Origin of the sequence: Prevotella dentalis DSM 3688, assembly GCF_000242335.1 — a bacterium.
In the GTDB taxonomy this organism is placed as follows: domain Bacteria; phylum Bacteroidota; class Bacteroidia; order Bacteroidales; family Bacteroidaceae; genus Prevotella; species Prevotella seregens.
Genome location: NC_019968.1, coordinates 1,036,724 through 1,049,383 on the forward strand (window position 1 = coordinate 1,036,724; position 12,660 = coordinate 1,049,383).

Annotated in this window: 12 protein-coding genes; all 12 read left to right on the forward strand. The window is 61.4% G+C overall.

The genetic code is table 11. From position 1 onward, the window contains the following. Positions 1-210 precede the first annotated feature (210 nt). The 12 genes from PREDE_RS11340 to PREDE_RS11395 all read left to right on the forward strand — a co-directional run bounded on the left by PREDE_RS11340 (position 211) and on the right by PREDE_RS11395 (position 12,654). Complete coding sequence (locus PREDE_RS11340) at positions 211-624, forward strand: hypothetical protein (protein ID WP_005847614.1); 414 nt, start codon at positions 211-213, stop codon at positions 622-624. A 60-nt stretch (positions 625-684) separates the two neighbouring features. Continuing rightward, positions 685-1,524, forward strand: coding sequence for a type II pantothenate kinase (gene coaW, locus PREDE_RS11345; RefSeq protein WP_005847611.1), 840 nt, complete (start codon positions 685-687; stop codon positions 1,522-1,524). A 38-nt stretch (positions 1,525-1,562) separates the two neighbouring features. Continuing rightward, on the forward strand, positions 1,563-3,518 hold the full coding sequence (locus tag PREDE_RS11350) for a dipeptidyl-peptidase 3 family protein (protein WP_005847610.1): 1,956 nt from the start codon (positions 1,563-1,565) through the stop codon (positions 3,516-3,518). Positions 3,519-3,535: 17 nt separating this feature from the next. Then, entirely contained in the window at positions 3,536-4,156 is a 621-nt protein-coding gene (locus PREDE_RS11355; RefSeq protein ID WP_005847608.1) for a DNA alkylation repair protein, read from the forward strand. Positions 4,157-4,232: 76 nt separating this feature from the next. Then, a complete protein-coding gene (locus PREDE_RS11360; protein WP_005847606.1) occupies positions 4,233-5,228 on the forward strand; it encodes an AAA family ATPase in 996 nt (331 codons plus the stop codon). Positions 5,229-5,248: 20 nt separating this feature from the next. Next, the gene (locus PREDE_RS11365; RefSeq protein WP_005847604.1) at positions 5,249-6,118 is read left to right on the forward strand and encodes a DUF58 domain-containing protein; all 870 of its coding nucleotides are present in this window, start codon (positions 5,249-5,251) and stop codon (positions 6,116-6,118) included. 15 nt (positions 6,119-6,133) lie between these two features. After that, positions 6,134-7,213, forward strand: coding sequence for a hypothetical protein (locus tag PREDE_RS11370; protein WP_005847602.1), 1,080 nt, complete (start codon positions 6,134-6,136; stop codon positions 7,211-7,213). Between the two features lie 24 nt (positions 7,214-7,237). Beyond that, entirely contained in the window at positions 7,238-8,236 is a 999-nt protein-coding gene (locus PREDE_RS11375) for a vWA domain-containing protein (protein WP_015310508.1), read from the forward strand. A gap of 30 nt (positions 8,237-8,266) precedes the next feature. Then, a complete protein-coding gene (locus PREDE_RS11380; protein ID WP_005847598.1) occupies positions 8,267-9,301 on the forward strand; it encodes a vWA domain-containing protein in 1,035 nt (344 codons plus the stop codon). Continuing rightward, the gene (locus PREDE_RS11385) at positions 9,298-9,999 is read left to right on the forward strand and encodes a tetratricopeptide repeat protein (protein WP_005847596.1); all 702 of its coding nucleotides are present in this window, start codon (positions 9,298-9,300) and stop codon (positions 9,997-9,999) included. The genes PREDE_RS11380 and PREDE_RS11385 overlap by 4 nt, the downstream gene beginning before the upstream one ends. A 10-nt stretch (positions 10,000-10,009) precedes the next feature. After that, positions 10,010-11,875 (forward strand): BatD family protein, encoded by a 1,866-nt coding sequence (locus tag PREDE_RS11390; RefSeq protein ID WP_244879151.1) that lies wholly within the window; start codon positions 10,010-10,012, stop codon positions 11,873-11,875. Further along, a complete protein-coding gene (locus tag PREDE_RS11395) occupies positions 11,872-12,654 on the forward strand; it encodes a tetratricopeptide repeat protein (RefSeq protein ID WP_005847593.1) in 783 nt (260 codons plus the stop codon). Before PREDE_RS11390 ends, PREDE_RS11395 begins: the two co-directional genes overlap by 4 nt. Positions 12,655-12,660: the final 6 nt, after the last annotated feature.

Consider the following 12,660-nt stretch of genomic DNA (forward strand, 5'->3'; position numbering starts at 1 on the left):
GGGCGTGCCGTTGCAGCCGCCTTGGGCCCCTCGTTTTCAGGTGGGCTGTCCGCCCCGTGCCACCCCCATCTTGCCCCCGCACCCCTGCATCCCCGAGCCCGGAAAGGCGGCGGGGCAGGGCGGGCAGCCCTCCCGGCAGCCTCAATTTTTCGGCAAAGAGGGGGCGTAATCCGATAATTTTGCGTAAGTTTGCACCCAAAAGACACCGACATGACATTCAAACAACTCCTGGGCCAGGTGGCATACGCCGACATGGCTCCCTATATCGACGAGGCCGCAAGGCAGAACGCCGAGGACCTGCGACCGCAGCACGTGAAGACGGCGGAGGTGCGGCGGGCCTACGACGAACTGCTGGCGGCGCGGCCAACCTTTGGTTTCATCGACACGCCCATCGAGGTGAAGATGGCGGGTGGCCGCCTCAGTGTGAGCAACATGCACCTCGGTTCGCCTACCGACCTGCTGAGCCACCGCCTCCGCGTGGCTGCCGACGTGACGGCCCCACAGGCCGAGATTGCCTCCCAGTGCCTCTACCAGCTCGCGGCCCACGAGGCCGCCACGCAGAAATACCGCGAGGGCGACGAGTTCGACGACCTGGACCCGCAGATGGCCCGCATCGTGCGCTGAGGCCCGGGAGGCAGGGCAACACGTTCAATCCCCATCACCCATCATATCTTTCACCCAATTATGGTAATCGGTATAGACGTAGGTATCAGTACCACCAAGATAGTAGGCATCGACGGCGAGGGCGCTGTGGTGTCGCCCGTCCGCATCAAAGCCACCGACCCCGTGACCTCGCTCTACGGGGCTTTCGGCAAGTATCTCTACGACAACAGGCTGCGACTCGACGACATTGAGCACGTGATGATAACCGGTGTAGGGGCTGCTTACATCGACACGCCCATCTACGGGCTGCCCACCGACAAGGCCGAGGAGTTCCTGGCCGACGGTCTGGGGGCGCGCTACGAGACCGACTTGGACCGCATGCTCGTGGTTTCGATGGGCACGGGAACCAGTCTGGTGCAGTGCGACGGCGACGACATCCGCCACATCGGAGGCATCGGTTTGGGCGGCGGCACGCTGATGGGGCTGAGCCGCATCATGCTCAAGACCGACGAGGTGAAGCAGATTGTGGCCCTGGCCATGGAGGGCGACCCCGCCAACGTGGACGTGCTCATCGGCGACATCAGCCCCAATCCCCTGCCCAACCTGCCCAAGACGGCCACCGCCTCGCTCTTCGGCAACGCGCGGAGCAATGCCTCGCGCGAGGACATTGCCCTGGGCATCATCACCATGGTGCTGCAAAGCATCGGGTCGAGCTGCATTCTGGCTTCGCTCAACTCGGGCATCAGGGAGTACGTGCTCATCGGCAACCTGACGCTGCTGCCCCAGTGCAAGGTCATCTTTCCCGCCATGGAGAAGCTCTATAAGGTGCACTTCATCATCCCCAAATACTCCGAATTCTGCACGGCCATCGGGGCCGCCCTGTGCCATGGCGGGCTGCCCCGGTCTCGTTTCCGCTCTTAGGCCCCTGTGCGGGCCGGGAGTTTCCACCCACTGACAAGATGAAAGAACAAGACTTTGCCTATGCCGACGAGCGGTTTGCCGACCTCCAGCTGTTGCGCTACCGCCTCGCCGGCTTCGAGCAGCTGACGCTGCAACAGAAGAAATACGTGTACTTCCTGGCCCAGGCCACGCTCTTTGGCCGCGACATCACCACCGACCAGGGAGGCCGCTGGAACCTCGACATCCGCAAACTGCTGGAAGCCGTCTACACCAACTACGGCGGCGACCGCACGGAGCCCGATTTCGCGGCCCTGACGCTCTACCTGAAACGCCTCTGGTTCTCCAACGGCATCTACCACCACTACGGCTGCGAGAAGTTCGTGCCGGGCTTCGGCGAGGCTTGGCTGCACGCCGCGGCGGAGCGGCTGCCCGCGGTGGGCGTGCCCCGGGGCTACGCTTCCTGGGCCGACGTGGCGGTGGCGGTGGCCCCCGTCGTCTTCGACCCCGCGCTGCTGCCCAAGCGTGTGAACCAGGCCGACGGCGAAGACTTGGTGCAGACCTCGGCCTGCAACTACTACGAAAACCTGACCCAAGCCGAGGTGGAGGCCTACTATGCGCGCCTCAAGGCCGGGGGCGACGCCGACTGCCCGCCCTCCTACGGGCTCAACTCCCGGCTGGTGAAGACGGCCGACGGCCGCATCGAGGAGCATGTCTATACTATCGACGGGCTCTACGGGCCCGCCATCAGGCAAATCACGGAATGGCTGGAACGCGCCGCCACGGTGGCCGAGAACGAGCGGCAGCGGCAGGTCATCGCCCTGCTCACAGACTATTATCGCACGGGCGACCTGCGCCGCTTCGACGACTATTCCATCGCCTGGCTGGGCGAACAGCAGGGGCAGGTGGACTTCGTGAACGGTTTCATCGAGGTCTACGGCGACCCCCTCGGGCTGAAAGGCTCGTGGGAGGGCATCGTGGAATACAAGGACATGGAGGCCACGCGGCGCACGCAGACCATCGCGCAGAACGCCCAGTGGTTCGAGGACCACTCGCCCGTGGACCCCCGCTTCCGCAAGGAAAAGGTGACTGGCGTCACGGCCAACGTGGTGTGTGCAGCCATGCTCGGCGGCGACGAATACCCGGCGTCGGCCATCGGCATCAACCTGCCCAATGCCGACTGGATACGGGCACGCCACGGCTCGAAGAGTGTCACCATCGGCAATCTGACCGAGGCTTACCGGCAGGCTGCCCGCGGCAACGGCTTCGACGAGGAGTTTGTCATCGACGAGGAGACGCGCCGCCTCACGGCCGCCTACGGCGACCTGTGCGACGATCTGCACACCGACCTGCACGAATGTCTGGGCCACGGCAGCGGCCGTCTGCTGCCCGGCACCGACCCCGACGCCCTGAAGGCCTATGCCAGCACCGTGGAAGAGGCGCGGGCCGACCTCTTCGGGCTCTACTATCTGGCCGACCCCAAGCTGCGGGAGCTGGGCCTCGTGCCCGACGACGAGGCCTACAAGAGCCAGTACTACCACTACATGATGAACGGACTGCTCACCCAGCTGGTGCGCATCAAGCCCGGCCACCAGATTGAGGAGGCCCACATGCGCAACCGTGCGCTCATTGCCCGCTGGTGCCTGGCCCAGGGCGACGGCACGGTGCAACTGGTGAAGCGCGCGGGCAAGACCTACGTCCGCATCGACGACTACCCCCGGCTGCGCGGGCTCTTCGCCCGGCTGCTGGCCGAGGTGCAGCGCATCAAGAGCGAGGGCGACCATGAAGCCGCCCGCCGGCTGGTGGAGCAGTATGGCGTGCGGGTGGATGCCGGGCTCCACAGCGAGGTGCTCGCGCGCTACGAACACCTACACATCGCCCCCTACAAAGGCTTCATCAACCCCCGGATGCGGCCCGTGACCGACGCCGACGGCCACATCACCGACATTGCGCTGGACTACAGCGAGAGCTTCGAACACCAGATGTTGCGCTACTCGCGCGAGTATGCCACGCTTTAATCGCCTGTCCATACACCATGAAGAAAGAAGACGTACAGGAACGGCTGCGCCGGATCAAGCGGGGCTTCCACGGCATGATGAACGGCCCCGTGGCCCAGTCCATGCGCGACAAAGGCCTCGACTACCACCTCAACTGGGGCGTGCCCTTCGTGCAGCTGCGCGAGTTGGCGCAGGAAACAGGCCAGGACTACGACCTGGCCATCGCCTTGTGGAAGGAAGACATACGCGAGTGCAAGATACTGGCAACGCTCGTTATGCCCGCCTCGGCCATGCCCGAGGAGGTGGCCGAGATATGGATGGAGCAGACACGTTCGCAGGAAATGGCCGAGATGCAGGCCTTCAACCTCTACCAGCACGTGCCCTACGCCCCCGCGCTGGCCTATCGCTGGATGGCCAGCGACCGCGACGTGTGCCAGATTTGCGCCTACGGCATCCTGGCGAGGCTCTTCATGCGCGGGCAGGAACCCAACGAACGGGGCATCCACGAGTTCCTCGACCAGGCTGTGGCAGCCCTCCACTCCGGTTCGGCGGGCGTCAGGCATGCCGCCATGAACGCCGTGACGCGCTTTGCAGGACTGGGTCTGCTCTACGAGCGCATGGCCCAATCGGCCCTGCGTCCCGATTTTAATATTATTTAGATACGATGTTTCGCCGCTCTAAGGATAATGTTGTACTTTTGCGCCAAAATAGAAATCAAGGTTAATACAAGAGATTATGGCAGAATCCGTAGACATTAGAGAACTCAACGTCAGAATAGAGCAGCAGAGCGGTTTCGTCACCAACCTGGTGTCGGGAATGAACCGTGTCATCGTGGGGCAGCGTCATTTGGTCGACATGCTCCTCATTTCGCTGCTCAGTGACGGCCATATCCTGCTCGAGGGTGTGCCGGGATTGGCCAAGACTTTGGCCATCAAGACGCTGGCACAACTGGTCGATGCCGGCTTCAGCCGCATACAGTTCACGCCCGATTTGCTCCCGGCCGACGTGGTGGGCACGATGATTTACTCGCAGAAAGACGAGCGCTTCCAGGTGAAGCGCGGCCCCGTGTTTGCCAACTTCGTGCTGGCCGACGAGATCAACCGGGCCCCGGCCAAGGTGCAGAGCGCCCTGCTCGAAGCCATGCAGGAGCACCAAGTGACTATCGGCGAGAGCACGTTCAAGCTGCCCGTGCCTTTCCTCGTGATGGCCACGCAGAACCCCATCGAGCAGGAGGGCACCTATCCGTTGCCCGAGGCCCAGGTGGACCGCTTCATGCTCAAGGTTGTCATCGACTATCCCACGCTGGAGGAGGAGAAGCTAATCATCCGCGAAAACATCCGGGGCAGTCTGCCAACGGTCAGCCCCGTGACCACCGCCGACGAGATTTTGCGCGCCCGCGACGTGGTGGGGCAGGTCTACATCGACGAGAAAATCGAGCAGTACATCGCCGATATTGTCTTTGCCTCGCGCTATCCCGACCGCTACGGGCTGGCCGAATTGAAAGACCTCATCACCTTTGGCGGCAGTCCGCGCGCCAGCATCAACCTGGCCAAGGCCTCGCGCGCCTATGCCTTCATCAAGCATCGCGGCTACGTGGTGCCCGAGGATGTGCGGGCCGTGGTGCACGATGTGATGCGCCACCGCATCGGCCTGAGCTATGAGGCCGAGGCCGGCAACGTGTCGGCCGAGGAGATTGTGAGCAAGATTGTGAACAAGATAGAGGTGCCTTGAGCCGGCAGGCAAGCGTCAGGATGGACACGAGCGACATATTAAAAAAGGTAAGGAAGATAGAGATTAAGACCCGCGGGTTGAGTCGGAACATCTTCGCCGGACAGTACCACTCGGCCTTCAAGGGCCGGGGCATGGCCTTTTCGGAGGTCAGGGAGTATCAGTTCGGCGACGACGTGCGCGACATCGACTGGAACGTGACGGCCCGTTTCCATCATCCTTATGTCAAGGTGTTCGAGGAGGAGCGCGAGCTCACCGTCATGTTGCTCGTCGATGTGTCGGGTTCGCTCGACTTCGGTACGTCGCGGCAGATGAAGCGCGACATGGCCACGGAGATTGCCGCGACCATTGCTTTCTCGGCCATTCAGAACAATGACAAGATCGGCGTGGTCTTCTTCTCGGACCGAATAGAGAAATACATCCCTCCGAAGAAAGGGCGCCGCCACATCCTTTATATCATCCGCGAGATGCTCAACTTCGAGCCACAGAGCCGCAAAACCGACGTGGCCATGGCCACTGCATTCCTTACACGCGTGATGAAGCGGCGGTGCACCTCGTTTGTCATCAGCGACTTCTACGACCGCGGCGACTTCTCGCGCGAGATGGAGATAGCCAACCGCAAGCACGACGTGATAGCCATTCAGGTGTATGACCCGCGTGCCCGGATGCTGCCCGACGTGGGACTCATCCGCGTGCGCGACGCCGAGACCGGCCACGAAATGCTCATCGACACCTCCAGCGCCAGTCTGCGCCGTGCCCACACCCGCTACTGGATGGAGCGCGAGGCGGTTCTGCGCCAGACTTTTTCGCGCAGCCGCGTGGACTGGACGGCCGTGGCCACCGACGAAGACTTCACCCGCGCGCTGATGCTGCTCTTCAAACAGCGGGCGTAAACAAGCAAAGACACGATGAACAGATTGATACACGGCATATTGACATTCGTTCTTCTGCTCGGCTTCCTGCCGGGCAGAGCGCAGGTGGTGGTGGAGCAAACGGTCGATTCCGTGGGCATCCTCATCGGCCAGCAGGCCCATTTGTCGCTCGCCGTCACCCTGCCCGAGAGGTCGCGCGTACAGTGGCCCGCACTCAAGGCCGCGCAATACGTGGTGCCTGGAGTGGAAGTGGTGGGCGTGGCCGACGGCGACAGCGTGAGCGTGGGCAACGGGCAGGTGCAGCTGACACGCGTCTATACCATCACCTCGTTCGACGAGCGGCTCTATGCCATCCCCGCTCTGCCGGTGCGGGTGGACGGCAAGACCTACCGCGGCGGCACGGCCGCGCTGAAGGTCATCACCATGGACGTGGACACGCTGCACCCCAATCAGTTCTTCCCGCCCAACGATGTGCAGGACAATCCTTTCCTCATGTCCGAGTGGATGCCCGGGTTCTGGCTCTCCGTGCTGGTGTTGTTGTTGGGGCTGGGCGCGTTCTACCTCGTGGTGCGGCTGCGTGCCCACAAGCCCATCATCACCCGAATCCGCATCGTGAAGCACATCCCCGCCCATCAACGGGCCCTGACGGCCATCGACAAAATCAAGGCCGAGCACATGCAGGCCAGTGAGGACCAGAAGACTTATTACACGCAACTCACCAACACCCTGCGCCAATACATCCAGGAACGCTTCGGCTTCAATGCCATGGAAATGACCTCTGGCGAAATCATCGACCACCTGCAGGCGGCCGGCGACCGCCGCATGCTGGCCGAACTGACCGAGCTCTTCACCACGGCCGACCTGGTGAAGTTTGCCAAATACTCGACGCTCATCAATGAAAACGACCTCAACCTGGTGAATGCCGTGAACTATATCGACGTGACTAAGCAGGAGGGGCAGCCCACGGAGGAGCGCATCGTGCCCCAACTCTCCGAGAGCGACCGGCAGAAACAGCAGAGCCGCATCACCATCAAGGGGTTGCTCTGGGTTGTGGGGCTGGCTGTTGTGGGCTTGGTGGGCTATGTGCTCTGGCAGCTGTGGCAGTTGATGGTGTGACTTCATCCTAAGTAACTCGTGGAAATGGAATTTGCAAACAAGGAATATTTCTTACTGCTGCTGTTGCTGCTCCCCTACGTGCTGTGGTACTTCCTCTACCGCCGCCGCAGCGAGCCCGCGATGCGCATGAGCGATACTCACGCCTACATGGATGCCCCGCGCAGCTGGCGCATGCGCATTGTGGGGCTGCCCATGGTGCTGCGTTGCCTCGTTTTCGTGCTGGTGGTGCTGGCACTGGCGCGCCCCCAGACCCGCAACTCCTGGGGTCACAGGACAGTCGAGGGCATCGACATCATGCTGGCCATGGACGTTTCGACCTCCATGCTGGCCGAAGACCTGAAGCCCAATCGCATCGAAGCCGCCAAAGACGTGGCCGCCGAGTTCATCTCGGGCCGCCCCGACGACAACATCGGCCTCACGATCTTTGCCGGAGAGGCGTTCACGCAGTGTCCGCTCACCACCGACCACGGGTCGCTGCTCAGTCTGCTGCACAACGTGCGCACCGACATTGCCGCCCGCGGGCTCATCCAGGATGGCACGGCCGTGGGCATGGGACTGGCCAATGCCGTGTCGCGCCTCAAGGGATCGAAGGCCAAGAGCAAGGTCGTCATCCTGCTTACCGACGGCAGCAACAACATGGGCGACATATCGCCCCTCACCGCTGCACAGATTGCTCGCTCGCTGGGCATCCGTGTATATACTATCGGTGTGGGCACCAACAAGGTGGCTCCATACCCTATGCCCGTGGGCGGCACGGTGCAATATGTGAACATGCCCGTAGAGATAGACACCCGAACGCTGACGCAAATCTCGGCCATGACCGAGGGCAACTTCTACCGCGCCACCAACAACCGCGAACTCAAGCAGATATACCGCGACATCGATCAACTGGAAAAGACGAAGATGAACGTCACGCATTTCTCCAAACGCTACGAGGCTTACCAGCCCTTTGCCTTGGCCGCCGTGGTGTGTCTGCTGCTCGAACTGCTGCTGCGCAACACCGTATTGCGGCGGTTGCCTTGAGTCTGCGCATCGTGTTAAACAAGAATCGATATGTTAAGATTTGAAGATACGACATACCTGTGGCTGCTGTTGCTCATTCCGGCAATGGCTCTGCTGCGCTGGTTGATGAGCCGGCGGCAGAAGCGGCGCCTCCGGCAGTTCGGCGCCTTGAGGCTGTTGCGCGGGCTCATGCCCGACGTGTCGCGCTGGCGGCCGCTGCTCAAGTTCTGGCTGTTGCAGGCGGCATTGGCCGTGCTGGTGCTCATGCTGGCTCGCCCGCAGATGGGTACACGCATCTCGCATGAGAAGCGAAACGGCATCGAAGCCATCATCTGCATGGACATTTCCAACTCTATGCGTGCCGAGGATGTGGTGCCGAGCCGGCTCGACAAGAGCAAAATGCTCGTGGAAAGCATGACCGATCACTTCACCAACGACAAGATAGGGCTCGTGGTTTTTGCCGGTGATGCCTTCGTGCAGCTGCCTATTACGAGCGACTATGTGTCGGCCAAGATGTTCCTGCAAAACATCGATCCCTCGCTCATTGCCACGCAGGGCACCGACATTGCACGGGCCATCAATGTGGGTATGCACAGCTTCACGCAGCAGGATGGCGTGGGGCGCGCCATCATTATTATTACTGATGGTGAGGACCATGAGGGGGGCGCGCTGGAAGCTGCAAGGGCTGCACGCAAGGCGGGCATCAATGTTTTTGTGCTCGGCGTGGGCGATCCCAAGGGTGCTCCCATCCCCGACGGGCGGGGCGGCTACATGAAAGACGCGGCGGGACAGACCGTCATGTCGGCCCTCAACGAGCAGATGTGCCGGCAGGTGGCCCAGGCGGGCAGCGGCGTATATATCCATGTGGACAACACGTCCGACGCGCAGGAGGACCTCAACGACGAGCTCACCAAACTGCAAAAAGGCGAGACCAGCTCCGTGATTTACAGTGAATACGACGAACAGTTCCAGGCTTTCGGACTGCTGGCCATCCTGCTTTTGCTGGCCGAAGTGTGTGTGCTCGAGGCCAAGAACCCCATGTTCAAGGGTGTGCGCCTGTTTAAACGAAAGGGGGAAACGTCATGAAAAAGCTGAGATACCTGCTTTTGCTCCTGCTGTGCACGGTGCAGGCGCTGGCCGTGTCGGCCCAGAGTGACCGCCAATTTATCCGCAACGGCAACCGGCTCTACCGGCAGCAGAACTATGCCAAAGCCGAGATAGAATACCGAAAGGCCCTGGGCAAGAATGGTCGCAACACGCAAGCGATGTACAATCTGGGCTGTGCGCTCATGCAGCAACAGAAAGATTCGGCTGCCATCGTGCAGTTGCAGAACGCCGGCAAGGCCGAAACCGCCCGTGTGCGAAAGGCTATGGCGTACCACAATATCGGGGTCATCTGCCAGAAACACCAGTTGTATAGCGAGGCCATCGAGGCCTACAAGGAGAGCCTTCGCAACCGTCCCGACAACAACGAGACGCGCTACAACCTGGCCCTCTGCAAGCGGTTGGCCAAGAAACAGAAGCAAAACGGCGGCAAGGACAACAAGAACGACAAGCAGAAAGACAACAGGAACGACAAGGACAAACAGAAGCAAGACAAGCAGAACAAGCAGGATTCCAAGCAGGACAAGCAGCAACAGCAGCCCCGTCCCGAGGAGCAGATGAGCAAGGACAACGCCGAACAGCTGCTCAACTACGCCGTCCAGGCGGAGCGTGCCACCCAGCAACGCATGAAGCAACAGCAGCAGCAACCGCAGCGTCGCCGGTTGCAGAAGAACTGGTAAACCGATGAATATGGTAAAAAATCGCTTACAGCCCATCCCCCACCTTATATTATATATGCTCCTTGCCACGGTTGCCATGGCGTGGGGCACGCTTCCGCTGCGGGCGCAAATCACGGTGTCGGCCCCTGCGCGCGTGTCGGCGGGTGAGAATTTCCGGCTGGCCTACACCATCAACACGCAGGACGTGGAGGACTTCCGCGCCGGCAACATCCCCAGTGGACTCGAAGTCATTGCGGGCCCCTACACCTCGCAGCAGTCAAGTTACCAGATGGTGAACGGACATACGAGCAGTTCCTCGTCGATCACGTTCACCTATACGCTCTACGCCGACAAGACCGGCACCTACACCATTCCCGCCGCCCACGCCCGCATCAACGGCCGCACGGTGGCCTCGCGGGCGGTCAAGATTACGGTGTCGGGCCATGCCCGTCCCAACAGCAACGGTGCACCGCAGATGCACCAGGACAATGACGACGAGGCTCAGTTGCGCAGCGCGGGTTCGCGCATCTCGGGAAACGACCTGTTCATCAAGGTATCGGCCAACAAACGACGCGTGCATGAGCAGGAGCCCGTGCTGTTGACCTACAAGGTTTACACCCTCGTCGACCTGACGCAACTTGAGGGAAAGATGCCCGACCTCACGGGATTCCACACCCAGGAAGTGCCGCTGCCCCAGCAGAAGAGCTTTCACATGGAGAACGTCAACGGCCGCAACTACAAGGCTGTGACGTGGAGCCAGTACGTGATGTACCCCCAGATGACGGGCCGTCTCCAGATTCCGAGCATCGTTTTCAAGGGCATCGTGGTGCAGCAGAACCGCTCCGTCGATCCTTTCGAGGCCTTCTTCAACGGCGGTTCGGGCTATGTGGAGGTGAAGCGCAACATTGAGGCGCCGGGTCTTACCATCCAAGTGGACCCGCTGCCCCAGCGTCCGGCCAACTTCTCGGGCGGCGTAGGGCGGTTCAATATCTCGGCCCAGCTGAGCAAGACCGAGGTAAAAGCCGGCGACCCCGTGACGTTGCGCGTGGTCGTGGGCGGCACGGGCAACCTCAAACTCATCCGTCAGCCCGAGGCGAACTTCCCCAAGGGCTTCGACAAATACGACCCCAAGGTCACCGACAAAACCAAGCTCACGGCCAACGGCGTGGAGGGAAACATGATCTACGACATCCTTGCCGTGCCCCGAAACCAAGGCCGCTACACCATCCCCAGCGTGGAATTCTGCTACTACGACACGCAGGCCAACGCCTATCGCACGCTTCGCACGCAGTCTTTCCAGCTGACAGTCGGCAAGGGCGACGGCTCCACCACCAAAGCCAGCTACGCTGCACCCGAGGACAATGACATCCGCCCCATCAAGGTTGGCGACGTGAAACTGCACCCGGTGAACGACTTTTTCTTTGCCAGCACCACCTATTGGCTCTGCCTGCTCCTGCCCCTTGCCGCCTTTGTGGCACTGCTTGTGGTCTTCCGCAAGCGGGCCATCGACAATGCCGACATCGTTAAAATGCGGCTCAAGAAAGCCGACAAGATTGCCCGCCGCCGGCTGAAGAAGGCGCGGCAGCTCATGCTTCGTGGGCGCAGCGGCGAGTTTTACGACGAGGTGCTGCGGGCCCTCTGGGACTATGCCGGCTACAAACTCAACATGCCGGTGGAGCAACTCTCGCGCGACAACATCGCCGAGAACCTGGCGGCACGCGACGTGGACGAGGCCACCATCGGCAAATTCCTCTCCGCACTGGACGAGTGCGAGTACGAACGCTATGCTCCCGGCGACCCGTCGGGCAACATGGGGAAGACCTTTGCCACGGCCATGACGGCCATTAGCGAGACCGAAGACGTGATGAAGAAGACCCAAAAGAAACACAAGTCATGACAAATCTGCACATCCATCATCGTGTGGGAGCCCTTGTCCGGGCCACGCTGCTGTGGCTGTTGCTGGCCGTTCTGACGTTGCCGGCTTCGGCCATTACCAAGCGCGACGCCGACGAGGCATACCGCAAGGGCAATTTTCAGCAGGCCATCGACGACTACAGGGAGCTGCTGCACCGCGGCGTGTCGGCCGAACTCTACTATAATCTGGGCAATGCCTACTATCGTTCCGACAATCTTACACAGGCCATCCTGGCCTATGAGCGGGCCTCGCTGCTTTCGCCGGGCGACGACGACATCCGCTTCAACCTGCAGTTTGCCCGCTCCAAGACCATCGACAAGATTACGCCCGAGGGCGAGACCGTCTTCGCGACCTGGTACCGAAGCCTAGTCAACTTCACCAGCGTGGATCGTTGGGCCACGGTCAGCGTGTCGTCCGTCGTGCTGGCGTTGCTGCTCATGCTGGCCTACCTCTTCGCTCCGCGGCTTGCCTTGCGCAAGGTGGGCTTCTTCGGCGGTGTGCTGTTTGTGCTGACATTCCTCTGTTCCACCCTCTTTGGCTGGAGCCAGAAGCGCGCGCTCGAGAGCCGCACCGGCGCCATCATCGTGACTCCCTGCGTAAGCGTCAGGAAGACGCCCGTGAAGAATGCGCAGGAGGCCTTTGTGCTCCACGAGGGAACCCGCGTTGACGTGACCGACGCCAGTCTTCCCGCCTGGCGCGGCATCCGTCTGGCCGACGGTCGTGAGGGCTGGATTCCGGCCCGCCAGCTGGAGGCCATTTAACAGATT